The sequence below is a fragment of the Azospirillum sp. 11R-A genome, assembly GCF_049472615.1.
Taxonomy (GTDB): domain Bacteria; phylum Pseudomonadota; class Alphaproteobacteria; order Azospirillales; family Azospirillaceae; genus Azospirillum; species Azospirillum palustre.
Genome location: NZ_JBCEBL010000001.1, coordinates 294,511 through 319,482 on the forward strand (window position 1 = coordinate 294,511; position 24,972 = coordinate 319,482).

General features: G+C 67.3%; 26 protein-coding genes and 3 tRNA genes. 13 read left to right on the top strand and 16 right to left on the bottom strand.

Going from position 1 to position 24,972, the window contains the following annotated elements; translation table 11 throughout:
- The first annotated feature begins 17 nt into the window (after positions 1–17).
- The 4 genes from VH569_RS01455 to VH569_RS01470 are packed head-to-tail and all read left to right on the top strand — an operon-like array spanning position 18 to position 2,381.
- Positions 18–983 carry a tetratricopeptide repeat protein gene (locus VH569_RS01455; RefSeq protein WP_423313437.1) on the top strand — a complete coding sequence of 322 codons (966 nt, stop codon included), beginning with the start codon at positions 18–20 and terminating at the stop codon, positions 981–983.
- Between the two features lie 58 nt (positions 984–1,041).
- Positions 1,042–1,710, top strand: coding sequence for an LON peptidase substrate-binding domain-containing protein (locus tag VH569_RS01460; RefSeq protein ID WP_423313439.1), 669 nt, complete (start codon positions 1,042–1,044; stop codon positions 1,708–1,710).
- 45 nt (positions 1,711–1,755) lie between these two features.
- Complete coding sequence (locus VH569_RS01465) at positions 1,756–1,986, top strand: Trm112 family protein (protein ID WP_423313441.1); 231 nt, start codon at positions 1,756–1,758, stop codon at positions 1,984–1,986.
- Entirely contained in the window at positions 1,983–2,381 is a 399-nt protein-coding gene (locus VH569_RS01470; RefSeq protein WP_423313443.1) for a gamma-butyrobetaine hydroxylase-like domain-containing protein, read from the top strand. The genes VH569_RS01465 and VH569_RS01470 overlap by 4 nt, the downstream gene beginning before the upstream one ends.
- Positions 2,382–2,423: 42 nt before the next feature.
- On the opposite strand, the gene VH569_RS01475 is transcribed toward VH569_RS01470, so the two are convergent.
- The 4 genes from VH569_RS01475 to VH569_RS01490 form a co-directional block, all read right to left on the bottom strand.
- The gene (locus VH569_RS01475) at positions 2,424–3,938 is read right to left on the bottom strand and encodes a UbiD family decarboxylase (protein WP_423313445.1); all 1,515 of its coding nucleotides are present in this window, start codon (positions 3,936–3,938) and stop codon (positions 2,424–2,426) included.
- Between the two features lie 194 nt (positions 3,939–4,132).
- On the bottom strand, positions 4,133–4,855 hold the full coding sequence (gene phbB / locus VH569_RS01480; protein WP_063635164.1) for an acetoacetyl-CoA reductase: 723 nt from the start codon (positions 4,853–4,855) through the stop codon (positions 4,133–4,135).
- Positions 4,856–5,003: 148 nt separating this feature from the next.
- Positions 5,004–6,179 (bottom strand): acetyl-CoA C-acetyltransferase, encoded by a 1,176-nt coding sequence (locus tag VH569_RS01485; RefSeq protein ID WP_376956998.1) that lies wholly within the window; start codon positions 6,177–6,179, stop codon positions 5,004–5,006.
- A 113-nt stretch (positions 6,180–6,292) separates the two neighbouring features.
- Complete coding sequence (locus VH569_RS01490) at positions 6,293–7,621, bottom strand: alpha/beta fold hydrolase (RefSeq protein WP_423313448.1); 1,329 nt, start codon at positions 7,619–7,621, stop codon at positions 6,293–6,295.
- A gap of 591 nt (positions 7,622–8,212) precedes the next feature.
- On the opposite strand from VH569_RS01490, the gene phaR reads away from it, so the two are divergent.
- Together phaR and VH569_RS01500 are read left to right on the top strand one after the other, a co-directional pair.
- Positions 8,213–8,863: a polyhydroxyalkanoate synthesis repressor PhaR gene (gene phaR / locus VH569_RS01495; RefSeq protein WP_098739224.1), complete on the top strand. Its 651-nt coding sequence runs from the start codon at positions 8,213–8,215 to the stop codon at positions 8,861–8,863.
- Positions 8,864–9,086: 223 nt separating this feature from the next.
- Complete coding sequence (locus VH569_RS01500) at positions 9,087–9,305, top strand: hypothetical protein (RefSeq protein ID WP_109865343.1); 219 nt, start codon at positions 9,087–9,089, stop codon at positions 9,303–9,305.
- Positions 9,306–9,344: 39 nt separating this feature from the next.
- Here VH569_RS01500 and VH569_RS01505 read toward each other — a convergent pair whose 3' ends face one another.
- From VH569_RS01505 to VH569_RS01540, 8 genes are all read right to left on the bottom strand, one after another.
- On the bottom strand, positions 9,345–10,535 hold the full coding sequence (locus VH569_RS01505; protein ID WP_423313451.1) for a glutathionylspermidine synthase family protein: 1,191 nt from the start codon (positions 10,533–10,535) through the stop codon (positions 9,345–9,347).
- A 419-nt stretch (positions 10,536–10,954) separates the two neighbouring features.
- Positions 10,955–11,335, bottom strand: a complete 381-nt coding sequence (locus VH569_RS01510; protein WP_423313453.1) for a hypothetical protein — start codon at positions 11,333–11,335, stop codon at positions 10,955–10,957.
- A 281-nt stretch (positions 11,336–11,616) separates the two neighbouring features.
- Positions 11,617–11,692: transfer RNA gene (locus tag VH569_RS01515), tRNA-Ala, on the bottom strand.
- A gap of 38 nt (positions 11,693–11,730) precedes the next feature.
- Positions 11,731–11,817 (bottom strand) — tRNA-Leu (locus VH569_RS01520).
- A gap of 134 nt (positions 11,818–11,951) precedes the next feature.
- Positions 11,952–12,893, bottom strand: coding sequence for a methyltransferase domain-containing protein (locus VH569_RS01525; protein WP_109048983.1), 942 nt, complete (start codon positions 12,891–12,893; stop codon positions 11,952–11,954).
- Positions 12,894–13,105: 212 nt separating this feature from the next.
- A complete protein-coding gene (gene mepA, locus VH569_RS01530; RefSeq protein WP_423313455.1) occupies positions 13,106–14,074 on the bottom strand; it encodes a penicillin-insensitive murein endopeptidase in 969 nt (322 codons plus the stop codon).
- Positions 14,075–14,231: 157 nt separating this feature from the next.
- Positions 14,232–15,365: an ABC transporter permease gene (locus VH569_RS01535; RefSeq protein WP_423313457.1), complete on the bottom strand. Its 1,134-nt coding sequence runs from the start codon at positions 15,363–15,365 to the stop codon at positions 14,232–14,234.
- 87 nt (positions 15,366–15,452) lie between these two features.
- Positions 15,453–17,246, bottom strand: coding sequence for an ABC transporter transmembrane domain-containing protein (locus tag VH569_RS01540; RefSeq protein ID WP_423314112.1), 1,794 nt, complete (start codon positions 17,244–17,246; stop codon positions 15,453–15,455).
- A gap of 233 nt (positions 17,247–17,479) precedes the next feature.
- Here VH569_RS01540 and rpmE point away from each other — a divergent pair, with 233 nt between their 5' ends.
- Positions 17,480–17,704, top strand: coding sequence for a 50S ribosomal protein L31 (rpmE, locus tag VH569_RS01545; RefSeq protein ID WP_012974887.1), 225 nt, complete (start codon positions 17,480–17,482; stop codon positions 17,702–17,704).
- Between the two features lie 121 nt (positions 17,705–17,825).
- On the opposite strand, the gene VH569_RS01550 is transcribed toward rpmE, so the two are convergent.
- Positions 17,826–18,254 carry a DUF1465 family protein gene (locus VH569_RS01550; protein ID WP_423313460.1) on the bottom strand — a complete coding sequence of 143 codons (429 nt, stop codon included), beginning with the start codon at positions 18,252–18,254 and terminating at the stop codon, positions 17,826–17,828.
- Between the two features lie 264 nt (positions 18,255–18,518).
- Here VH569_RS01550 and VH569_RS01555 point away from each other — a divergent pair, with 264 nt between their 5' ends.
- The gene (locus VH569_RS01555; protein WP_423313462.1) at positions 18,519–19,007 is read left to right on the top strand and encodes an Hsp20 family protein; all 489 of its coding nucleotides are present in this window, start codon (positions 18,519–18,521) and stop codon (positions 19,005–19,007) included.
- A 102-nt stretch (positions 19,008–19,109) separates the two neighbouring features.
- On the opposite strand, the gene VH569_RS01560 is transcribed toward VH569_RS01555, so the two are convergent.
- The 3 genes from VH569_RS01560 to VH569_RS01570 all read right to left on the bottom strand — a co-directional run bounded on the left by VH569_RS01560 (position 19,110) and on the right by VH569_RS01570 (position 20,846).
- Positions 19,110–19,709, bottom strand: a complete 600-nt coding sequence (locus VH569_RS01560; protein WP_423313464.1) for a PDC sensor domain-containing protein — start codon at positions 19,707–19,709, stop codon at positions 19,110–19,112.
- Positions 19,710–19,840: 131 nt separating this feature from the next.
- Positions 19,841–20,503 (bottom strand): hypothetical protein, encoded by a 663-nt coding sequence (locus tag VH569_RS01565; RefSeq protein ID WP_423313466.1) that lies wholly within the window; start codon positions 20,501–20,503, stop codon positions 19,841–19,843.
- A 253-nt stretch (positions 20,504–20,756) separates the two neighbouring features.
- Positions 20,757–20,846, bottom strand: a tRNA-Ser gene (locus tag VH569_RS01570).
- Positions 20,847–21,054: 208 nt separating this feature from the next.
- Between VH569_RS01570 and rplU the strand changes: the two genes are divergently transcribed.
- From rplU to VH569_RS01595, 5 genes are all read left to right on the top strand, one after another.
- On the top strand, positions 21,055–21,372 hold the full coding sequence (gene rplU, locus VH569_RS01575; protein ID WP_012974890.1) for a 50S ribosomal protein L21: 318 nt from the start codon (positions 21,055–21,057) through the stop codon (positions 21,370–21,372).
- Between the two features lie 56 nt (positions 21,373–21,428).
- Positions 21,429–21,716: a 50S ribosomal protein L27 gene (rpmA, locus tag VH569_RS01580; protein WP_109048977.1), complete on the top strand. Its 288-nt coding sequence runs from the start codon at positions 21,429–21,431 to the stop codon at positions 21,714–21,716.
- A gap of 162 nt (positions 21,717–21,878) precedes the next feature.
- Complete coding sequence (obgE, locus tag VH569_RS01585; protein WP_423313469.1) at positions 21,879–23,186, top strand: GTPase ObgE; 1,308 nt, start codon at positions 21,879–21,881, stop codon at positions 23,184–23,186.
- On the top strand, positions 23,176–24,315 hold the full coding sequence (gene proB, locus VH569_RS01590; protein ID WP_377808783.1) for a glutamate 5-kinase: 1,140 nt from the start codon (positions 23,176–23,178) through the stop codon (positions 24,313–24,315). Before obgE ends, proB begins: the two co-directional genes overlap by 11 nt.
- Before the next feature lie 5 nt (positions 24,316–24,320).
- Positions 24,321–24,965, top strand: a complete 645-nt coding sequence (locus VH569_RS01595; RefSeq protein ID WP_423313471.1) for an HAD family hydrolase — start codon at positions 24,321–24,323, stop codon at positions 24,963–24,965.
- Positions 24,966–24,972 lie beyond the last annotated feature (7 nt).

Sequence of the window (24,972 nt, forward strand, 5' to 3'; positions counted from 1 at the left end):
CGGGACCGAAACACGCCATGTTCTCCATGCCCCCCGCCAACGGGTCCAAGCCCGCCGCTCCCGCCGCCGCCGGTTCCGCCCCCGGTGCCGCTGAGATCGTCAAGGACAGCACCGACCGCGCCTTCATGGCCGACGTGATCGAAGCCTCGCGCGACGTCCCGGTGATCGTCGATTTCTGGGCGCCCTGGTGCGGCCCCTGCAAGCAGCTGGGCCCGATCATCGAGAAGGTGGTGCGCGCCGCCAAGGGCGCGGTCCGCCTGGTGAAGATCGACACCGACGCCAACCCGATGATCGCCTCGCAGCTGCGCGTGCAGTCGATCCCGGCGGTCTATGCCTTCTTCCAGGGCCGTCCGGTCGACGGCTTCATGGGCGCCCTGCCCGAATCGCAGGTGAAGGCCTTCGTCGACAAGCTGGTGGCGCTGGCCAAGCAGGCCGGTGCCGGCGGCGGTGCCGACGACATGCTGGAGGAGGCCTTCGCCCAGGCCAAGGAGATGCTGGAGGGCGGCGACCTGCAGGGTGCACTCGACCTCTACAGCCAGATCCTGCAGGCCGAGCCGGAGAACGCCCAGGCCTATGCCGGCATCGTCCGCTGCCTGATCGCCGCCGGCGATCTGGAGAACGCCAAACAGATGCTGGCCCAGGCCCCGGAAGCCATCGCCAAGGACAAGGAGCTGGCCAACGTCCGCGCCGCTCTCGACGTGGCGGAACAGGCCGCCAACGCCGGCCCGATCCCGGAGTTGATGGAAAAGGTCGCCCACGACCCGAACGACCATGCCTCGCGCTTCGACCTCGCCATGGCGCTGTTCGCCGCCGGCAAACGCGAAGCGGCGGTGGACGAGCTGCTGGAGATCTTCAAGCGCGACCGGACCTGGAACGAGGACGGCGCCCGCAAGCAGCTGGTGAAGTTCTTCGAGGCGTTCGGCCAGACCGACCCGCTGACGGTGAAGACCCGCCGCCGCCTGTCGACCATGATGTTCAGCTGACGCTTTTTCCGAAAAAAGGACGGCTGTTCCATCGGCGAAGGGGTTCTATCTGATTGGCATGACCAGAAACCCCTTCGATCCTGAGTTCAGCCAATTGCCGGCGATGATGCCGATCTTCCCGCTGGCCGGCGTCCTGCTGCTGCCGCGGGCGCGGCTGCCGCTGAACATCTTCGAGCCGCGCTATCTCGCCATGGTCGAGGATGCGCTGGGCAGCGGCCGTATGATCGGCATGATCCAGCCCCTCGACCCCGCGGTGCGGGAGCGCGAGCCGGCCGTCTATTCCTGCGGCTGCGCCGGCCGCATCACCAGCTTCGCCGAGACCGACGACGGCCGCTGCCTCATCACCCTGACAGGGGTCGCCCGGTTCGAGATCGGGCGGGAGGTGGAAGGTGCGCGCGGCTATCGGCGGATCGTTCCCGACTGGCGTCCCTTCCGCGCCGACCTGGAACCCGAATCCTGTGGCGACATCGACCGCAACCGGTTGCTCGGCGCCCTGAAGACCTATTTCCGGGTCCAGGGCCTGTCGGTCGACTGGAAATCCATCGAATCGACGCTGGACGAACGGCTGGTCAACTCGCTGGCGATGATCTGCCCCTTCACGCCTGGTGAAAAACAGGCGCTGCTGGAGGCGCCGACCCTGGCGGAACGTGGGAAGCTCTTGATCGGGCTGGTCGAGATGGCCATTCTCGACAGCCATGACGGGGACGGCCCGCCGCCCAAGCACTGAGTACTTCCAATCACCGCCTTTCTTCCAATCACCACGAGACACGACATGGCGACGCCCGAGGACAAGAGCAGCGAAGCGAAAACCAACGCCCGCGTCGATCCGAAGCTGCTGGAGATCCTGGTCTGCCCGCTGACCAAGGGTCCGCTGCGCTACGACGCCGAGCGTGGGGAGCTGGTCAGCGAGCGCGCCGGTCTGGCCTATCCGATTCGCGACGGCATCCCGATCATGCTGATCGACGAGGCCCGCAGCCTGGACAAGGTGGGGGCGGCGCGATGAGTGCAGGCGCCGAGACAGGCGATGGATTCGGCACGGTCCACTGGCCGACCGAGATCCGCCTGAAGAAGGAGGAGAAGCGGCTGGAGGTCGATTTCGACGACGGCCGCACCTTCTCCTACCCGGCCGAGTTCCTGCGCGTCGTCAGCCCGTCCGCCGAGGTGCAGGGCCACAACCCCAGCCAGAAGCAGACGGTTTCCGGCCGCCGCCATGTCGGCATCATGCGGCTGGAGCAGGTCGGCAACTACGCCATCCGCATCGTCTTCGACGACCTTCACGACAGCGGCATCTTCACCTGGAAATATCTCTACGAGATCGGCACCGAACAGGACGCCCTGTGGGCCGAATATCTTGAAGAGTTGCAGGCCAAGGGCCTTAGCCGCGACCCGCGGCGGTGATGAACTCCCTCTCCCGACCCCGGCCGGGAGAGGGTGACTCACTCACTTTTTCCAGATCGGCTTCCCGCTGCCCGGCAGGCCGTACAGGTCCCACTTCCGGCTGACCGCCTCGACGACCTCGTCGGTCATGTGCAGCTTCTCGCCCCATTCACGCTTGGTTTCCGGCGGCCACTTGTTGGTGGCGTCCAGGCCGACCTTGCCGCCGAGCCCCGATTCCGGGCTGGCGAAGTCAAGATAGTCGATGGGCGTGCCTTCGATCACCGTGATGTCGCGGGCCGGATCCATGCGGGTGGAGATCGCCCACATCACGTCCTTCCAGTTCCGCGCGTCGATGTCGTCGTCCACGACGATCACCCACTTCGTGTACATGAACTGGCGCAGGAAGGACCAGACGCCCATCATCACCCGCTTGGCATGGCCGGGATAGGCCTTCTTCATGCTGACCACCGCGATGCGGTAGGAACAGCCTTCCGGCGGCAGCCAGAAATCGACGATCTCCGGAAACTGCTGGATCAGCAGCGGGATGAACACCTCGTTCAGCGCCTCGCCCAGCACCGACGGCTCGTCGGGCGGACGGCCGGTAAAGGTGGAGAGGTAGATCGGCTTGCGCCGCATCGTCATAGCGGTGACGGTGAAGACCGGGAAGGGTTCGACCGAGTTGTAATAGCCGGTGTGGTCGCCGTACGGACCCTCGTCGGCATACTCGTCCAGGCTGACATGGCCTTCCAAAACGATCTCCGCCTGGGCCGGCACCTTAAGCGGCACCGTCTTGCACTCCACCAGTTCCACCTTCTTGCCGCGCAGCAGGCCGGCGAACTGGTATTCCGACAGGGTGTCGGGCACCGGCGTCACCGCGGCCAGGATGGTGCCGGGATCGGCCCCAAGCACGACGGCGCAGGGCAGCGGCTCGCGCTTGCCGCTGGCAGCCCAGCGGTGATGGTGCTGGGCGCCGCCGCGGTGCTTCAGCCAGCGCATGATGGTCTTGTTCTTCCCCAGCACCTGCATGCGGTAGATGCCGAGGTTGAAGTCGTCTTCGCGCTTCCCCGTCGGCCCCTTCGTCACCACCAGCGGCCAGGTGATCAGCGGCGCCGGTTCGCCCGGCCAGCAGCTCTGCACCGGCAGGCGGCCGAGGTCGATGTCGTCGCCGGTCAGCACCACCTCCTGGCAGGGAGCCGAGCCGACCGTCTTCGGCTTCATCGACAGCACGGTCTTGGCCAGCGGGATCAGGTCCAGCGCCTCGCGGAAGCCGCCCGGCGGCTCCGGCTGCTTGAGAAAGGCCAGCGTCTCGCCGACGGCGCGCAGCTGGTGCGGCTCGCGGTCCATGCCCCAGGCAACCCGCTCGACGGTGCCGAACAGGTTGACCAGCACCGGCATCTCCGAGCGCGTGCCGTCGGCCTTGATGACGTTCTCGAACAGCACCGCCGGGCCGTTCTCGGCCAGCAGACGGGTCTGGATCTCGGTCATTTCCAGCACGCTGGACACCGGCTCCTTCACCACCACCAGCCGCCCCGCCTTCTCCAGCCGGTCGATGAAGTCGCGCAACGAGGTGTAGGGCATCGCAGGGTGTCCAATGTGGTGGTGCATCCGAAACGGACGATAACCTTCAACTCGGCGGCCGGTCCGTCAAGTGCGGCGGAGGCTGATGCAAAAACAAAACCCCTTCCCCACCCCCGGTGGACCAAGGTCCGGCCGGGCGTAGGAAAGGGGCTTCGTCACATCTCATGAACCAGGGTGCGAGACCCGGTTCGGGATCAGTACATGTGCTGGCCGCCGTTGACCGACAGGGTCGAGCCGGTCATGAAGCCGTTGTCGTCGTCGACGAGGTACAGCACGGCCTTGGCGATCTCCGACGCGCGGCCGAGACGGCCGACCGGGATGCGGGCGACGATCTTCTCCAGCACGTTGGCCGGCACCGCGCGCACCATGTCGGTGTCGATGTAGCCGGGGGCGATGGCGTTGACGGTGATGCCCTTGGCAGCGCTCTCCTGCGCCAGCGCCTTGGTGAAGCCGTGAATGCCGGACTTCGCCGCGGCGTAGTTGACCTGACCGTACTGGCCGGCCTGGCCGTTGACCGAGCCGATGTTGACGATGCGGCCGAAACCACGCTCGCGCATGCCGTCGATGACATTGCGGCACATGTTGAAGCAGGAGGACAGGTTGGTGTGGATCACCTTCTCCCACTGATCGTAGGTCATGCGGTGCATCACGCCGTCACGGGTGATGCCAGCGTTGTTGATGAGCACGTCGACCGGGCCCAGGTCGGACTCGATCGCGGCGATCCCCTTCTTGCAGGCGTCGAAGTCCGCGACGTCGAACTTGTAGGTCGGGATGCCGGTGCGGGCGGTGAATTCCTCGGCCGCCTGATCGTTGCCGGCATAGTTGGCGGCGACCTTGTAGCCAGCATTCTTCAGGGCGACGGCAACCGCCTCGCCGATGCCGCGGGTACCACCAGTGACGACTGCAACACGAGCCATAGTTCTTCTCCCCAGATTTAGTGATGGTTGGTTGGTTTCTTTGACTTTTTATTGTTGGGCATGGGACTCCCTCCGCAGGTCCGGCGGATGTCCCAAGCCTTCAAGCAAAGCGGGCCGCTTCCATTTGCGAAAGCGGCCCGTCCGGTCCTCAGTCGCGCTGAACGCAGAGGGCGATGCCCATGCCGCCACCGATGCACAGGGTGGCGAGGCCCTTCTTCGCGTCACGCTTCTGCATTTCGAACAGCAGCGTGGTCAGCACGCGGGCGCCGGAGGCGCCGACCGGGTGGCCGAGCGCGATGGCCCCGCCATTGACGTTGACCTTGCCGGTGTCCCAGCCGAGGTCCTTGTTGACGGCCAGCGCCTGGGCGGCGAAGGCCTCGTTCGCCTCGATCAGGTCGAGGTCGTCGACGGTCCAGCCGGCCTTTTCCAACGCCTTGCGCGAGGCCGGGATCGGGCCGGTGCCCATGATCGCCGGATCGACGCCGGCGGTCGCCCAGGAGACGATGCGGGCCAGCGGGGTGACGCCGCGCTTGGCCGCGTTCTCCGCCGTCATCAGCACCAGGGCGGCGGCGCCGTCATTGATGCCCGACGCGTTGCCGGCGGTCACCGTGCCGTCCTTCGAGAAGGCCGGGCGCAGCTTGGCCAGCGATTCCTCCGTGGTGCCGTGCTTCGGATACTCGTCGTCCGAGACGACGACGTCGCCCTTGCGGCCCTTGATGGTGACCGGGACGATCTCGTCCTTGAAGCGACCGGCCTTCTGGGCGGCCTCGGCCTTCTGCTGGCTGGCGGCGGCGAAGGCGTCCTGCTCCTGACGGGTCAGCTGCCACTTCTGGGCGACGTTCTCCGCGGTGTTGCCCATGTGATAGCCATGGAAGGCGTCGGTCAGGCCGTCGCGCAGCATGGTGTCGAGCAGTTCGGCGGACCCCATCTTGGTGCCGTTGCGCAGGTGCATGACGTGCGGGGCCATGCTCATGCTTTCCTGGCCGCCGACGACCAGGATGTCGGCGTCGCCGTTCTTGATCGCCTGATAGCCGAGAGCCACGGTGCGCAGACCGGACCCGCAGAGCTGGTTGACGCCGATGGCGGTCGCCTCAACCGGGATGCCGGCGTTGACGGCAGCCTGACGGGCCGGGTTCTGACCCTGGCCGGCGGTCAGGATCTGGCCAAAGATCACCTCGTTCACTTCCGCCGCGTCGGTCTTGGCGCGGGCCAGCGCTTCGCGGATCGCGACCTCGCCCAGAACATGAGCGGGAACGGCGCTGAGGGCGCCGTTGAAGCTGCCGATGGGCGTACGGGCGGCACCGGCGATGACAACCTCGGTCATTGAACGCTCCTCGAAATAGGACAGTTTTATTATAGCGCTGGTGGGACGCTCGGAGTGATTCTTACCTTAAGTCGGGCAATATGACGGGTGCAAGCTGGCCGAAGGTCGCGGCGCTAACCTGTCGCAGCAAGCCATTCGGCCAGAGGATTCCACACTCCGGTTTCGGCACCGGCGCTCACCACCATACCGATATGGCCAAGCGGTGGCCGCAGGATTCTGGCACCGGGAATCGCGGCGGGCAGCGCCAGGGCCGAGGCCGGCGGGACGATCCGGTCGCGTTCCGGGATGAGGGCGAGCGTCGGCACGCGGATGGCGCCGGGATCGACCGGCAGGCCGGCGACCATCCAGGCCCCCGCCATCGTGTCGTTGCGCCCGTACCAGCCGGCCAGCGCGTCGCGCGCCACCCCGGCCACCAGCGGCACCCCGTCGTTCAGCCAATCCTCCAGCGCGACGAAGGCGGTGGCGGCACGGGAGCCGGGCGCCATGCGGGCGAAGCCGGAGAATTTCTTCAGCGCCAGCAGCGGATCGAGCTGGGCGAACAGCGCCTGCAGGGCGTCGGTCGGCAGTTCGCCCCAACGGTCCAGCACCGGTCCCCAGGGCTGGATGAAGGTCGCCACCCGACGGGCGGTCGCCGCATCCTCCGCATGGAAGTCCCAGGGCGTCGCCATCAGTCCCAGCCCGGCGAGCGAGCGCGGCCGGCGCTGCGCCAGAGCCGCGGCCAGCAGCCCGCCCATGCAATAGCCGACCACCGGCACCGGCGCGCCGGCAATCTCCACGGCGAAGTCGAGCGCGCGTTCCAGCCGTCCGGCGATGTAGTCGGTCAGGGTGAAGCGCCGCTCCAGCGGCCCCGGCCTGCCCCAATCCAGCAGGAGCGGCCGGAAACCATGCGCCGCCAGCCAGCGCATCAGGCTCCTGTCGCGCGACAGGTCGAGAATATAGGCGCGGTTGACCAGCGACGGCACGAACAGGACCGGCCGGCCGCCTCCTCCCTGGCCGTAATCCAGCAGGCGCGATCCGCCTTCCGTCCAGACCACCGGCGGATCGGACAGATCGCGGCGGTAGGGGTGGCTGCGGTAGCGCTCGACCCCGGTCAGGACGGCGTCGATGCGGCGGCGGATCTCCCGGTCAACCTCCCTGGCCAGACGGTCGCCGGGCCCTGGCGCCCTTTCCTGCGCCCGGCTTTCCTGCACTCGGGTGCCCTGCATCCGGTCCGCCCGCGCCATGTCCTCCCGTAGCGCCGCCGCCCGGCCCCGCAGGGCCGGGTTCCAGGGAAGCGAGCCGCTCCTCAAGTGCGGCAATGCGGCCGAGGAGCTGAGCAAGCTGGCCAGAGCCGCCGTCAGATGGAGCGCCAGCGGGCGCGGTCCCTGCCGTTTCACCGGTCCCGCTGCCGGATTGGGCGGAGCCTCGCCCGTCTGCCTGTCGTTCGCCAGACGCTCGCTCATCGGAAGGCTGTCCGTGTTGGGGGGAGCCGCTGTTCGGGAATGGCCAGGGTTGGGGATCCCAGCCGGTGCCGGGCATGGAACCGCCACCGAACGCGCCGAACCCCGCCTGACCGAACCCGAACGGTCCCGCTCCCTGCCCCATCATCTGGAACATGCGGGTCATCATGTCGGCCATTTCCGGATCGGCGGCGCAGGCCGTCCATTGGTCCTGCCACAGGTCCAGGTAGCGGCGCGCCAGCGTTTCGTAGGAAGGCGGGTCGGCGGCGGACGGATCGGAAGAGCGGTCTGGATTCGACGGGTCGGCCATGGCCGGAGTATAGGGGCCGCCGGGCCGGCTTGACCAGCCCGGCATGGCCCCTTACCTGACCTTTCGGGTATCGGCGGGAGGCAGCCGATTGCGCACCGATTCCCCATCCGCACCACCGGGCCGAGCGCAACCGCGGCGCTATGCCGCGGCGCAACGCTGGACAAATTGCTATCCCTTCGAGTAGTCCTAATGACGGAACAATTTCCGCCACCAGTCACGTGTGTTCCGGAACTCCATGACCTGGACCGTGACCTGGAACGCGTCCCTTCTTGAAAGACTCAGCGATGGCCGACAAGGAAGACCAGAAGTCCGCTCCGATCACGATCAAGAAGTACGCCAACCGGCGGCTCTACAATACCGCCACCAGCAGCTACGTCACGCTCGACCATCTCTGCCAGATGGTGAAGGACGGGCTGGACTTCGTGGTCTATGACGCGAAGACCGGGGAGGACATCACCCGGTCCGTCCTGACCCAGATCATCGTGGAAGAGGAAAGCAAGGGGCAGAACCTGCTGCCCATCAGCTTCCTGCGCCAGTTGATCGGCTTCTACGGCGACAACATGCAGTCCGTGGTGCCGCGCTATCTGGAATATTCGATGCAGGCCTTCTCGCGCAATCAGGAGCAGATGCGCGACTATTTCCAGAACACGCTGGGCGGCATTTTCCCGTTCGGCCGGCTGGACGAGGTCAGCAAGCAGAACATGGCGATGTTCGAACGCGCCATGCGCATGTTCACTCCCTTCGGCACCCCCGGCGCCGGGGACGAGGTGCCCGGCGCGCAGCGCCCGGCTGGCCAGCCCGGCCAGGGGGGCAACGCCGCGCCCGCCGCCAATCCGGGCGGTGCCACCTTCGACGAATTGCAGAAGCAGATCGACGAATTGCAGAAGCAGATCGCCAGCATCGCCATTCCCGGCAGCAAGTCGGACACGAAGTAATCGGCAACCGAACCTGTCCGGCAGAACAGGATCCCGGTGGACGGGACGCGAGGAAGGCGGGGTCATACCCCGCCTTTTTCATTGCGCATGCGGGACCGGGCGCGCAGGCTTGGCCCCGTGCATAGGGGGCACCTTCTCGTCCGCGGCGCCGGTCCGGCTGATTTTTCGGCCGGCTGTTTTTTTGGATCGACCGGCCCGTCCAACCGTCAGGAGGGAACCGACCATGACCACCGAACTGACCGTTTCGATCACCATGGCCAGCGACGATCCGCGTGAGGTCACGCGGTTCGAAAACCTGCTGCGCGATTGGCTCAGCCATCAGCCCGGCGTGGCCGGCATGGCCATCGCCGACCGCGGCAACGACGCGGCGGCCGAAAGCATCTGGCGCGCCGCCCGCAAGGCGACCTTCGGCCCAGCACTGAAGAACCCGTTCGCGCCCTGACGGGTCGTCGGGACAGCCGGCGGGCAATCAGCCCCTAAATCAGCCCCTGAACAGGTGCGGGACCATTGCCGCGTCCGGCCCGACACCGGCTGCCAGCCGCGGGTCGGTGGATTCCCGCACCGCCATGCCCAGGCACTTGTCGCCGACGATCCAGGCGTGCAGGACGGCTCGGGTGTCCTCCTCCCTGAAGCAGGACGGGGTCTCCAGCCAGACGGCACCATGGGCCGCGACATCCTCGCCGATGTCCGGCCCGTCGTCGGCGATCACCTCCCCATGCTGCACCATGCGGGTCGGCGCACCGTCCAGCCCATGCAGGGCGCGCGCGGTCACCCTATCGGCCCCGGCCACGCCGCTGGGGTCCAACGCCGCACGGCACAGGTTCGGGTGGCGCGGATACAGGTGGGACAGCACCGCCAGCAGGCCGTGGTTCGACCACAGCCAGCACCACAGCGGCGACAGCACGCTCATGCCGCTGCTGCGCAGGCGCTGGAGGAAGCCGTCGTCGGCCAGCCCGTCCCACGGATAGAGCTTCGCCAGCCAGGAGATCGGCTGCCCCTCGTCGTCGAGGAAGCGGCGGCCGTCCCAGGCGATGGAATGGAGCGGCAGCAGGCGGGTGTCGATGCCGGCCTCCGCCGCGGTGGCGGCGAGATAGACCAGTTCGCCCTCGCGCACCGGGTCGGGGGTGGCGCAGGTCGCATGCATGCGGCCGCGGCCGGGCACCCCCGTCGCCAGTTCCTCCCAGCGCTCCACCAGCGCCTCGTGCAGGCCGTTGAACTGGTTGGCGTCGGGCGCCATCGCCTCGCGCCAGTTGCGCTGGATCATCGAGGCGGCGAACAGCCCTTCGGTGGTGTCGTAGTTGCACCCGAGCAGCTTGACGCTGTCGCGCCCGTCATAGGCCAGCGTCAACCGGCCCGCCAGCCCGCCCGCCCGTTCGTTGCGCCGTCCGCCGGCCCAGTAATCGACCCAGGACGCCTCCAGCATGCGCGCCAGATCGCCGCGGATGCCGAGCGAGGCGAACAGCTTGTGCTCCATCACATGGCGCACGGCGACGGCAATCATGCTGTGCAGTTCGTCCGCCACGCTTTCGATCAGGTCGATCTGCGAGGCGGTGAACTCATAGACGGTGTCTTCCCGCCAGCCGGCCCCGGCCGACATGGCGCGCACACCATAGGGGTATTTGCGGAGACCCGGGCGCCAGTCGGCCCGCGGCTTCATCGTCGTCCTGCGCATGCCAGTTCCGATCCCCGACCGTCAGTGCCGGCAGGCCGGGCGGCGGGCGCTCGAGGCCCAGCGCATGAAAGGCCACAGGGAAAAGGTGACGGGCGGCATGCTGGTCAACTGTCCACTGGTCAACGGTCAACTCCGGGGGAGGCCAATCCGACGCAGACGCGGATGCTCGCGACGCAATCGCTGCGACGCAAGCGCAGCCTTGCGTATGTAGCCTGCCGCGCCGCAGCGCGCCAGCACGCATCCGCAATAGCCCTCCCCCGACTGCGCGCACCGGGGCCGCATGGGACAAGGGTCAGCCACGGACCCTATCCCAGGCAGCCTGCCGCACAACTCCGACCGTTGCGGCGAAAGGCAGCAGCGGCCCGCACCGGCGGGGACCAGTCGCCGGCACGGGACCGCTGCCTGTCAGCCGGCGCGCGTCAGATCAGCGGCGCCGACGGATGCCGGGCAAGCGAGCGCATCGCCCACAGGGCCAGACGGCCGCGGCGCGGCTTCATCGCAGCAACCGCCCGATGCAGCGGCGGCAATGGCGGAACCGCCGACAGGCCGGGGACCAGCACCGGGCCGTCGTCGCGCGAGCCGCCCATGCGTTGGAGCCGGCGGGCCGACAGCACGATGCGCAACACCTCTTCCTCGGACACCGTCCGGCGGGCCGGGACGGATGCGAGGCTTGCAGCCTCGCTCAAGACCGCCCGTTCGGCCAACAGCCCGGTCAGGCCCTTGGCAGCCGCCGTCAATGCAGCTTCATCGTAAAGGGCGAGGACAAGCGTCCTCAACCCGTGTTCCATCCGTGTGGACATGGCGGGCGCTCCGGAAAAATCGGAATGGCGTACGGAATGGGTGCGTGTTTTTGTCGAAGCGTGCAGAAGAGAATTTACGGTTCGACAGGCGCGATTATCCGTGCGCGGCACCCGTTCGGCCATGCGCCCCAAGGTGGTAACACCCTGTCTGCGCCTTCCTGATGCGGAAAGGCCACAGTGGCTGTACCGATAAAGATCCCGGCGAGTTCAGCGGGGATCGGGATGAATTCGAAAGATCGGGGATTGGCCGGGAATTTTCCGCCCCGGCAGGCGGCAGAGAATGGTGGAGCCAAGGAGGATCGAACTCCTGACCTCTACAATGCCATTGTAGCGCTCTCCCAGCTGAGCTATGGCCCCACTATACTTCTCTTACTCTTCACCAACACTGAAAGTGTTGGTGCGCTTGGAGGGACTCGAACCCCCACGGCCTTTCAGCCACTAGGACCTGAACCTAGCGCGTCTACCAATTCCGCCACAAGCGCGTCCGCGTTTCTTGGGGTCACGCGGGGCGCTCTATGTACCCAGAGCAGCGGCCGCGCTCAAGTGAAAAAATGCAATCGCGCAAAAGTTTTTCCGGGAGGCACGGCAGAAGAGCGCGGGCCCTACTCCGCCGGCCCTACTCCGCCGGCTTGATCGCGTAGAAGCGGTAGACCCGCACGCCGGCTTCGATGGCGGCGACGCGGCGGGCCCACAGCTCGACCTCCTCCATCACCGCCAGCTTGGTCGGGGTGTCGAGTTGGAATTTCTCCAGATGCTCGACCAGCCCCTGGATGGCGGACAGGATCAGGCCGCGGTGGGTGTCGGTGATGTCCTCGGCGATGCGGAGGTCGAGGTTGCGCTGGGCGAACGCATTGGCCATGCGGTCCTTGGGCCAGAGGTTCGGGGTCAGCGGCTCCTTGTCGCACCAGCTCTGCACCGCCTTTGCCCCCATCACATCCGCTTCGGCGATGTAATCGGTGATCAGCAGATGGCCGCGCGGCTTCAGCGCCAGCTCCATCCCGTCGAACATCTGCTCCTTGTCGCGGACGAAGAACAGGCCTTCCTTGTAGACGATGGCGTCGACGCGCTTGGGATAGCCGAAATGCTCGGGATTGAAGGTCTCGACCGGCGCCTTCTTCTCCAGGCCAAGCTTGAAGGAGCGGACCATGCCCTCCTTCGCCAGCAGCTCCGATGCCTCCAGCCCGGTGACCCAGCAGCCGTATTTGCCGGCCATGGTGCGGCTGGTGCCGCCCAGCCCGGCCGCGAGGTCCAGCACGCTCATCGCCGGGTTCAGGCCCAGCGGCTTGACCAGATAGGGGATGTGGTCGGCGCCGCCGGGGGTGTTGAAGCCCTCGCCCCACATCTTCTCGGCCACCTCGATGCGGGTGGCTGTCCACAGCGGCTTGCCCCAGCGGTTCATGCCCGGACCGGGAGCGGCAGGCTGCGGCTGTTCCGGTTCGGGCGCCGGCTCATCGCCTTTCTTCGCCTTCATGCCGGACAGGTCATAGCCTTCCCACCACGCATACAGGCGCGTCTTCAGGCTCGGTCCGTGTCCGGACGCTCCGTCCTTGTCCGTCATTTCCCCATATCCGTCATCGCCGTGGCACCCCATCCGCCGAACGACTCCCGGCACCGCCGACCACCCCCGGCCGGCAGCACCCGGCGCAGCATCCTTGCGGTTGTCCGACACACACCGGACACACCATCCACAAGAATCTCGCCGATGTCAGGTTAGACGGACGTTAATTGCATGCAAGTGGAAAAATTTCTCCGCGGAAACACGCCAACCCGTCAGCGCGCGGCCTTGGCCGGCGCCGCCGCGGAGTCGGCCAGCGATGCCATGCGGGTGCCTGCCGCGTTCAGCACGGGAGCGCAGGCTGCCGGCATCTTGCGGACCACCCGCGGCTCGGGCTTGTAGCCCGGCGGGTGCTCGGTGGCGGGAGCGGCGCTGTCCAGCCAGGACATCAGCTCGTCCCCGCAGCCGTCGCCTTCCGGCTGGGCATCCTGCTGCTCGCACTGCGGACTGCCGGCGGGGCAGCCCAGCCGGATGTGCATGTGGCCGTCATGGCCATGCCAGGGGCGCAGCTTGTTCAGGAAGCTGCGGTCGGCCCAGCTGCGCTGGCACATCGCCAGCTTGATCGCCGGGTTGACGAAGATACGGGTGACACGGGCATCGCTGGCGGCGATCTGGATCATCTTCGCCTGACGGTCCGACCAGCCCTCGGTGACCCGCATGCGGTCGTAATCGACATATTTGATCTCGTCCAGCCGCTCGCGGCCGGAGCGGCCCATCGGCGGCAGGTCCAGACGCAGCCAGACATCGGCATCCAGGCCGATCTGGTGGCTGGCATGGCCCGACGGCATCGGCCCGCCGCGCGCCTGCCCCATGTCGCCGATCAGCGCGGTGCCCAGCCCGGAAAGCGCCACCCGCTGCCCGAAGTCGCGCAGCATGTCGACCAGCACCGGATGTCCGTAGTTGCGCTGCCGCGACAGGCGGATCACCTGATAACCGACGCCTTCCGGCGGCAGGGCACGGGCACCTGCGATGCAGCCGGCGGCATAGCCGCCGATGGACTTGGCGGCCCCCAGCGAGGGGCCGGTCACCGCCCCCCAGGCGACGCTGGTTGCATAGGCTGGGATCGGCGCCGGCTTCTTCTTGCGGGACTTGGCGTCGGCCTCGCCCACTGCCAGCAGGGCAACGGCCAGCCCGACGCACGCGACCAGTTTGAAGGCACGCCCGCCAAAAGCGCGAAAACCCATCTCTGCCCCCCGCTTCACCGTCGCCAGCACCGCCACTGTTACGGCTATAGCGGAGTCGTGGTTAAGGAATGATGGAGGAGGCGCCCAGGCGGCACAACCGGACGGGCAGGCCCAGAGCCGGGCCATCGGTGGTGCGCCCCATGGCGGTTCCTGCGGCTCAATCCAGCGTCTGGCGATAGCGTTTCAGCGCCACCACCGTGACCACCGTCAGGAACAGGGCCAGCGCCAGCACCTCCGCCGCGATCTCCGCCAGCCCGTTCCCCTTCAGCAGGATGCCGCGGACGATGCGCAGAAAATGGGTCAGCGGCAGGATTTCCCCCACCGCCTGCGCCCAGCCGGGCATGCCGCGGAAAGGAAACATGAAGCCGGACAGCAGCATCGACGGCAGGAAGAAGAAGAAGGACATCTGCATCGCCTGCAACTGGTTGCGCGCCAGCGTGGAGAAGGTGAAGCCGACGGCCAGATTGGCGGCGATGAACAAAATCAGCACGGCGGACAGCAGGCCCAGGCTGCCGACGATCGGCACGTCGAACAGCAGCCGCGCCGCCACGACGATCAGCAGCACCTGGACATAGCCGACGACGACGAAGGGCACGATCTTGCCCAGCATCACCTCGAACGGGCGCACCGGCATCGCCAGCAGGTTCTCCATGGTCCCGCGTTCCCGCTCGCGGGTGACGGCGAGCGCCGTCATCATCACCATGGTCATGGTCAGCACCACGCCCATCAGGCCGGGCACCACATTGTACTGGGTGATGCCTTCCGGGTTGTAGCGGCGGTGGACGCGCAGGTCCACCGGGTCGAGACCGGTTCGCAAGCTCGCCAGCGGCCCGGTCAGGTCGGGGTTCAGCGCCTGCCGGGCGATGGCGGTCAGTGCCGACAGGGCGTTACTGGTCGCCGCCGGGTCGGTGGCATCGGCCTCCACCAGCAGGACCGGGCGGGTGCCGCGCTGGAGGTCGCGGGCGAAGCCGGGGGGGATGGTGACGGCGAACTGCACCTCTCCTTCCGCCAGCAGCCGGTCGATCTCCGCCTCCGAAGCGGCGCTGCGGGTGATGGCGAAGTAGCGGGAATTCTCCATCGCCGCGACCAGCGTCCGGGCGAAGGGGCTGGAGTCGGCGACCAGAAGCGCGGTCGGCAGCGCCTTCGGGTCGGAGTTGATGGCGAAGCCGAAGAGGATCAGTTGCAGGATCGGCACCCCCACCATCATGGCGAAGGTCAGCCGGTCGCGCCGCATCTGGATGAATTCCTTCACCATCACCGCCATCAGGCGGCCCGCCGATATCCGCGCCATCGCACTGCCTCACAGGGCTGGGGATGGCGGCAAGGGTAGCGCGGCTGGCCGGAGGCGTCGATGTGCCCTTATGTCCCCCCGATGTCTTTAGGCCACTCCGTCCGCGCGGTCGAACTGCAAGGCCGCCAGCCTTGCATAGAGCCCGCCCTGCGCCACCAGCTCGCCATGGGTGCCGGTCTCCACCACGCGGCCCTTGTCCATCACCACGATGCGGTCGGCGTTCAGCACCGTCGCCAGCCGGTGGGCGACGATCAGCGTGGTGCGGCCATGCATCAGCCGGTCGAGCGCGTCCTGCACCATCCGTTCGCTCTCGGCATCCAGCGCGCTGGTCGCCTCGTCCAGCAGCAGCACCGGCGGGTCGCGCAGGATGGCGCGGGCGATGGCGAGGCGCTGGCGCTGGCCGCCCGACAGCCGCACGCCCTTCTCGCCCAGGAAGGTGCCGAACCCCTCCGGCAGCGCATCGAGGAAGTCCAGCGCATGGGCGGCCTCGGCGGCGGCGCGCACCTCGGCATCCGACGCGTCGGGCCGGCCGTAGCGGATGTTCTCCCAGGCGTTGGCGGAGAAGACCACCGGGTCCTGCGCGACGAGGCCGAGGCGGCGGCGCACATCCACCGGATCGGCATCGCGTACATCGACCCCGTCGAGCCGCACCGAACCGGCCTGCGGGTCGTAATAGCGCAGCAGAAGCTGGAACACCGTCGACTTGCCGGCCCCCGACGGGCCGACCAGGGCCACCCGCTCGCCCGGCTTCACGTCCAGCGAGAAGCCTTCCAGCGCCGCCCAGTCGGGGCGCGACGGGTAGTGGAAGCGGACGGCGTCGAAGGACAGCGCCCCCGCCGCCGGGCTGGGCAACGGCTTCGGCGCGGCCGGGGCACGGATGTCCGACTCGATGGCGAGCAGGCCGAACAGACGCTCGGTCGCGCCGGCCGCGCGCTGGAGGTCGCCGATCACCTCGCTGATGGCGCCGACCGATCCGGCGACCACCACGGAATAGATGACGAAGGCCGACAGCTGGCCCGGCGTGATGCGCCCCGCCACCACGTCATGACCGCCGATCCACAGGATGATGCCGACGGCGCCGAAGACCAGGACGATGACGATCACCGTCATCACCGCCCGCACGCGCACCCGGCGGATGGCGACGTCGAAGGCCTCCTCCACCCGTTTGCCGAACAGGGTGCGGTCGATGGCCTCATGGGTGAAGGCCTGAACCGTGCGGATGGCGGCCAGCGTCTCCTCCACGAAGGAGCCGATGTCGGCGATGCGGTCCTGGCTGTCGCGCGACAGCTTGCGCACCCGCCGGCCGAAGAAAATGATCGGCGCCACCACCAGCGGAACCACCAGCGCCACCAGCCCGGTCAGCTTGGGCGAGGTGATCAGCAGCATGCCGGTGCCGCCCAGGAACAGCAGCGCGTTGCGCAGCGCGATGGAGGCGGACGAGCCGACCACCACCTGCAACAGCGTGGTGTCGGTGGTCAGGCGCGACAGGATCTCGCCAGTCTTGGTCGTCTCGAAGAAGCCGGGCGACAGGGTCAGCACATGGTCGTAGACGGCGCGCCGGATATCGGCGACCACCCGTTCGCCGATCCAGCTGACCAGATAGAAGCGGCCATAGGTCGAGGCCGCCATCAGCGCGATCACCGCCAGCAGAACCAGGAGCGAGCGGTCGAGCAGCGAGGTGTCGCCGCCGGCGAAACCCTGGTCGATCAGCACCCGCATCCCCTGCCCCAGCCCCAGCACGGTGCCGGCAGCCACGGTCAGCGCCACCATGGCGCCCAGGATGCGCCACTTATAGGGAAGCAGGAACGGCACCAGCCGGCGCAGGGGGCCGAGGTCGCGGCGGCGGGCATCCGCCTCGCCACGGGCGGAGGCGGCGATCATGTCGGGGGAGGGTTGGCGAGCCACGCGGTTCCCGCTTGTCTGTTGGGGTTATTGATCCGGATCGGTGGCATATAGCGCGGTGCGGCGACGCCAACAAGGCGATGGACGGGCGAAACCGCCGCAGAAACGGCCTTGGAACCCGCCGAAGACTCCGCGAACGAGGCTCGATTCCGGGGTTGCACCGGCGAAGGCGTTTTGGTATAGACGCCGCTCGCTTTGCAGGAACCCCGGCCATGAAGACTGACATCCATCCCGACTATCACGAGATCACCGTGGTCATGACCGACGGCAGCTCGTTCACGACCCGCTCCACCATGGGCAAGCCGGGCGACACGCTGCGCCTCGACATCGACCCGAAGTCTCACCCGGCCTGGACCGGTGTGCAGAAGCTGCTGGACACCGGCGGGCAGATCGCCAAGTTCAACAAGCGCTTCGCGAACTTCGGCCTCAAGAAGTAAGCGTTACCGCACTTCTATCCTGCCGATGCGAAAAGGGCGTCCGACCGGTTCGGACGCCCTTTTCGTTTGTGCTTTTCCGTTTGCGTATGGCGCGGTGGCGGTCCTTCACCCCACCGCAAGCTTACCCGACAGCCGCCGCGGCGGCCTCGCGCTCCACATCGGCGCGGACCATGGCGTCGAGCCGGTGGACACGCATGTAGAGGCTGTGGCTGCGTTCCAGCAGGCTGCGCAGGCCGGACGGCAGTTCCTCGTTGTCGGGGCCGCTGGGGTCGGAACAGATATCGCCGCCGGACAGCGCGAAATCCTCGCTCGCCGCCTGCTCCTTCGACATCTCGCCGGCATGAACCGCCTTCTGCGCCAGCAGCCACGCCATCACCTGGGTCAGGCGGCTGGTCACCCGCATGGATTCGTATGAAATCTGCAAGCGCACCTGAGGCGGCAGCTTCCGGTGTTCGGCCGCATCATGATAGGCGATGTAATTCCGCGCCTCGATCAAGAGGGCCATGGTCTCGTCGTAGGGACCGTTGAAGAAGAAGGTGTGCGAAGTCATGGTCGTCGGCCCCCTCCCGCGGACTTACGGCCCTAGCGTGAGCCTTGCCGCAACTGATTAACAATTGGTGACTGGGCGGTACCCGGCAACCCCAGGCGGGGTCTGGCCGGCGTTTGTGCGACCGCCCTCTTGAACAGGAAAAAGCGTCGATTATCTCTCGCTCGTCAGGCGGATGCCCATACGGGGTCCGCCTCCAACCCCACCTTCGAGGACCGACCAGACCGTGGTCCTCGATGGCCGTATCGCTCTTTCGGAGGATATGTCATGCGTAGCTACGACCTTTCGCCGCTGTTCCGTTCCACCGTCGGTTTCGACCGTCTGTCGCGTCTGCTGGAGACCGCGACCACCGGTGACGAGGCGGCGTCCTACCCGCCCTACAACATCGAAAAGCTGAGCGAGGATTCGTACCGGATCACCATGGCCGTCGCCGGCTTCGGTCTGGACGACCTCAACATCGTTGCTCACCAGAACTCGTTGACCGTCACTGGTAAAGCTAAGAAGGACGAGCCGACCGGCCAATTCCTCTACCGGGGTATCGCCGGGCGCGCGTTCGAGCGCCGCTTTCAGCTGGCAGATTTCATCAAGGTGACCAGCGCGTCTCTTCAGAATGGCCTTCTGCACATCGAGCTGGCGCGCGAGGTACCCGAAGCGATGAAGCCGCGGAGCATTCCGATCGTCACCGCCGCCGGCAGCCAGGCGGTGGAGGTCGAGGCGCCCGCTCCGGCTCCGGCGCTTACCCAGCAGGCGGCCTGACGCCCTGACGCGGTCCGTCCGCTCCCGAAGCGGACATGAGAACGGCGCCCCGGACCATCCGGGGCGCCGTTTGCTTTGCCGAACCGCCGCTGCGGGTGGCGCCTATTGGCCCAGCTTCGCGGTGTCCAGAACGATCATCGCCACGCCGATCTTCTGCTTGCCGGCCGGATCCATCACCGGAACGCTGGCCTCGGTCAGCATGGCGCCGGTCTTGTCGTCCTTCTCCGGGTCGGTCATGTAGAGATCGGCATTGCCGGTGAAGATCTTCTGCCATTTCGGCTCGTCGCCCTGCCAGAAGTCGGAGGTCCCGGCGGTCTGGCCGACATTCAGCCCATGGTCGTCCATCAGAAGGATTTCGACGATCCGGCCATTGCTGCCGGCGACGACCTGCTTCAGCTGCTTGGACACCGCATTCGCCGAGACCTCATCGAAGGCCGGGTTGGCGCCTCCCGCCTTGGCCGCCGCCTTCCACCTGTTGTCCATCTCGTCGATCTTGGCCTGGGCAATGCCGGCATTCTTGCCGTTCTGCGATTTCACCGCGCCCACCACCGCCGGATCGGCCAGCCAGGGCTGGGCCTGCTGACTGACCGCCTTGCGCACTGCGCCTTCCAGCGCGGGATCCGCGGCGGACGCCATCGAGAGCGTGCCTGCGCACAGAAGGGAAATCGCGCAGCCGGCGATCCAGTATCGAGCTTGCGTCATGTGATGTCCTCCCAGTCGTTTGGCCCAGTCATGGGCGGGGCGATGGTCGGACTCCCGATGCCGGCGCCACAGCGTCGGGGCTTGTTTTTCCGTCAAACGGAAGATCTGTGATACGAACTAAATGCCGGAGATCACTGGCGCGGAAAGCTGTCCGGCGGCGCCAGCACCCACTCGGCGTAACCGGCGCGCAGCAGTTCGTAGGCGGCGACCAGCCCGGCGGCCCCGGCATAGGCGGTGACCAGCACCTGTTCCGGCGAGACCTGCGCCCCGAAGACGATCAGCAAAGCGCCAAGGAATGGCCCGCCCAACAGGAATGCCGCCAGCCACAGCGGTTCGGCCGATAGCCAGGTGCTGAGCACCGCACGGGTCCGCTGCGATAGGCGCAGCAGTCCGCCGGCCTTGGCGTCGAGCGCCTCAAGGCTGCCGGCGCGCAACTCCGCCAGTCGCCGGCCATCGCCGTCGATGAAGACGACCTCCACCTTCATGCCATGGCGGCGGACGGAGGCGCGCACCGAGTCGCCGAGCCGCGTCTCCAGCAGGATCGCGTTGCCGCCCAGCGCCGGCAGAGCGTCGCGCACCTCCTCCGGCGGCTCGCCCCATTCGCGCAGCGCCGCCAGGATGACACGGGGGTCGTCGCAAGGAATCGCATCCATATGGATCACCCGCCCCTGCGGCGCCGTCACCTTGAGGACCAGCACCTGCTCCGCCGGATCGTGGGTGCCTTCGACGCGCAGGCCGCCGTCGACGACATAGGAGAAGCGCAGGCACCCGTCGTGACGGCTGAGCGTGTTCATGGCGGCACCCTTCCGGTCGCATCCCTGGCGGATCGCACCGAAGGGATCTGGGCGTTGGCGTTGAGATGACCAACAAGCCAGCCGGGGGAACGGCCATCGCGACGGCCCGGAGAAAAAGGGGATGCCCAACCGGAAAAGACCGGGGCGGCCGAGAGAAAGGCAGCCGAGACAAAGGCGGCCAGAAACCGGGCAAGAAAAAAGCGCCTAGCCGGTGCGGCTGGCGCTTTGCAATTTACTCTCTCGTGAGAGAGAATGGCGGATGGGGGGAGATTCGAACTCCCGATACCCGCGAGGGTATGCCGCATTTCGAGTGCGGTGCATTCAACCGCTCTGCCACCCATCCGCTGCCCCGTTTGGCGGGGTGGGCGGAACCTATATAAACGCCTCCGGCCGCGCAAGCCTTTTTTGCAGAAAAATGCGAAGCTTTTCGGCCGTATCCCTGTTGACTCTCAGGCCACCTTGAGTATAGATCGTCGCTCCCATGAACGGGCTTGCGCATCGAACGGTGGGCGAGAAGCCCGCCGTTTGTTTTGACATAGGCAGTGACGACAATGTTTGCAGTGATCCGCACCGGCGGCAAGCAGTACAAGGTCGCCAATGGCGACGTGATCCGTGTTGAGAAGCTCGAGGCCGATGCTGGCGCCTCCATCACGCTCGATGACGTGCTGATGGTCGGCGACGCAGGCAACACCACCATTGGCACCCCGACCGTGGCCGGCGCCTCGGTCGTCGCCGAGGTCGTCGCCCAGGATCGCGGCCCGAAGATCATCGTCTTCAAGAAGAAGCGCCGCCAGAACTACCGCCGTAAGAACGGCCACCGCCAGGACCTGACCGTCCTGCGCATCACCGGCATCAACGGCGCGGCCTGATCCGGGTTTTCCGGTCAAGCTTCCAGGCGCACCTTCAGTATTAGGAGCAACACCCCATGGCACACAAAAAGGCAGGCGGCTCGTCCCGCAACGGCCGTGACTCCGCCGGTCGCCGTCTCGGCGTGAAGCGTTTCGGCGGCGAGAACGTCGTCTCCGGCAACATCATCGTCCGTCAGCGTGGCACGAAGTTCCACCCGGGCGAGAATGTCGGCCTCGGCCGCGACCACACCATCTTCGCGATGGCCGACGGTCAGGTTTACTTCAAGCACAGCTCGAACGGCCGCACCTTCGTGAACGTCGTTCCGGCCAACGACCAGGAAGTTCCGGCCGTCGCCGCCGAGTGATCGGGCCGAACAACCAGTAAGGTCGTTGCGCGGCCTGTGTCGCAGGCCTGCACGCTTGTGGGATAAAATCGGGGGACCGGGCGACCGGCTCCCCGATTTTCGTTTTCAGTCCGGTGCCGTCCCGCCGCCGGTTTCCCTTCCGTTTACGGGCAAGGTCCCCCGATGAAGTTTCTCGATCAGGCCAAGGTGTTCTTGAAGAGCGGTGACGGCGGCCCCGGTGCCGTGGCGTTCCGACGCGAGAAGTTCATCGAGTTCGGCGGCCCGGACGGCGGCGACGGCGGCCGCGGCGGCGACGTGATCATCGAGGCGGCGGACGGCCTGAACACGCTGATCGACTACCGCTACAAGCAGCACTTCAAGGCGCAGCGCGGCCATCACGGCATGGGCAGCAACCGCAACGGCGCGCGTGGCGAGGATGTCGTCCTGAAGGTGCCGGTGGGGACCCAGATCCTGGACGAGACCCAGGAAACCGTGCTGTGCGACCTGACCGAGGCCGGACAGCGCCGCGTGTTCCTGCGCGGCGGCGACGGCGGGCACGGCAACGCGCACTTCAAGACGCCGACCAACCGGGCGCCGCGCAAGTTCCACCCCGGCTGGCCGGGGCAGGAGCAGTGGGTGTGGCTGCGGCTGAAGCTGATCGCCGACGCCGGCCTGCTTGGGCTGCCCAATGCCGGCAAGTCGACCTTCCTGGCCGCCACCACCGCGGCCAAGCCGAAGATCGCCGATTACCCCTTCACCACGCTGGCTCCCAACCTGGGCGTCGTCCGCGCCGGTGACGAAGAGTTCGTCATCGCCGACATTCCCGGCCTGATCGAGGGCGCGCACGAGGGGCATGGGCTGGGCGACCGGTTCCTCGGTCACGTCGAACGCTCGCGCATCCTGCTGCACCTGATCGACGGCACGGCCGACGACGTCGTCGCCTCCTACCGCACGATCCGGAACGAGCTGGAGGCCTATGGCGGCAACCTCGCCAACAAGACCGAGGTCATCGGGCTGAACAAGTCCGACGCCCTGCTGGACGAGGAGATCGAGGAGAAGAAGGCGGCGCTGGAAGAGGCTTCGGGCGCCGAGGTCATGGTGCTGTCGGGCGCCACTGGCCAGGGCGTGAAGCAGGTGCTGTACCGTCTGCTGACCGTCATCAAGGACTCGAAGGCGGAAGAGCCCGAGGTCATCAACGCCCCGGCGACCCGCTCCATCCCGCGCCCGCCGGTCGGCCAGAAGCTGCCCGACGACGGTGAGATGCAGTGGGACGATGAAGCCGGCGAATGGGTCGGCGGCGAGGAAGACGATCTCGAGGAAGAGGATTTCGAAGAGGACGCCCTGGAAGAGGGCGAACTCGAAGAGGGTGAGGAGCTGGACGGCGAGGAGCAGGAAGGCGAAGAGGACGAAGCTCTTGACGGAGAGGAGCCGGAGGGCGAAGAGGACGGTTCGGACGACGATACGGACGGAACCTCCCGCCATGGCGCTTGACGCCCCTACCCTTCTCGAATCCCGCCGGCTGGTCGTAAAGATCGGTTCGGCCCTTCTGGTCGACGGGGAAACCCGGCAAATCCGCCGGGACTGGCTCGACGCGCTGGCCGACGACGTCGCCACCTGCCGCAAGCGCGGGCAGGAGGTGGTGATCGTCACCTCCGGCGCCGTCGCCTGCGGGCGGGAGCATCTGGGCCTCGTCGGCCGGGCGCTGAAGCTGGAAGAAAAACAGGCCGCCGCCGCCACCGGCCAGATCCGCCTTGCCCACGCCTATCAGGAAACGCTGGCCCGCCATGACGTCACCGTCGCCCAGGTGCTGGTGACGCTGGAGGACACGGAAGAGCGGCGGCGTCACCTGAACGCCCGCAACACCATCGACACGCTGCTGAAGCTGGGCGCGGTTCCCGTCATCAACGAGAACGACACGGTCGCCACCGCCGAAATCCGTTTCGGCGACAACGACCGGCTGGCCGCCCGCGTCGCACAGATGGTCAGCGCCGACACGCTGGTGCTGCTGTCGGACATCGACGGCCTCTACACCGCCGACCCGCGCAAGGACCCGGACGCCCGGCACATCCCCACCGTGCGCGAACTGACGCCGGAGATCGAGGGCATGGCCGGCGAGCCGCCCCCCGGCTACAGCAGCGGCGGCATGGTGACCAAGATCGCCGCTGCGCGCGTCGCCCTGTCGGCCGGCTGCCGCATGGTGATCGCCAAGGGCAAGCGCATGAACCCGCTGGCGGCACTGGAGCAGCGGCCGGAGGATGGCGGCGCGCTCTGCACCTGGTTCCTGCCGTCGGCCGAGCCGACCAGCGCCCGCAAGGCCTGGATCGCCGGCCATGTCAACGCCACCGGCGTGCTTGTGGTCGATGACGGCGCCATGCGCGCCCTGTCCCACGGTGCGAGCCTGCTGCCCGCCGGCGTCAGTGCCGTGCAGGGAGACTTCGACCGCGGCGACGTGGTGATCGTCCGCACGCAGGAGGGGCGCGAGGTCGCCCGCGGCCTCGTCGCCTACAGTGCCGACGACGCCCGCAAGATCCTGCGCCACAAGAGCACCGAGATCCCGGAGATCCTGGGCTATCAGGGGCGTGACGAGATGATCCACCGCGACGATCTGGTGGTGCGGTGACCGTGATGTCGCGCAGCCCGATCCGCGCCATCCTGTGGGACATCGACGGTACGCTGATGGACAGCGAGCCCTGGCACCAGCAGATCACCGTCGATGTCTGCCGCGGCTATGGCCATGAGCTGAGCGAGGAGGACTGCCGGTCGATGCATGGCGTGGCCTTCCGCGAGATCTACGCCGCCCTGCATGCCCGCCGCCCCTTCCCGATCGACCTGCATGCCTGGGCCGACGAGATCAACACCCAGTATGTCGCCAACGTCGACCGGGTGCGCCCGCGCGAGGGTGCCTTCGCCCTGGTGGAGGCCTTCGCCGCCCGCGGGCTGGCCCAGGCCTGCGTGTCGAACGGCGGGCGCATGATCGTCGATGCCAACATGCGGGCGATGGCGATCCCGCATTTCCGCTTCAGCATCGCCCGCGAGGACGTTGCCAACGGCAAGCCCCATCCGGAGCCCTACCTGCTGGCGGCGAAGATGCTGGGATTGCCGGCGGACGCCTGCGCGGTGATCGAGGACAGCCCCACCGGCGCCCGCAGCGCCAAGGCTGCCGGCATGCTGACCATCGCCTGGCCCCAGCACCCCGCCGTGGTGTTCGACACGGTGGACCATCTGGTCGAGGATCCGGGGTCGCTGGATTGGGATGCGCTTTGCGGATGAGAGGGCG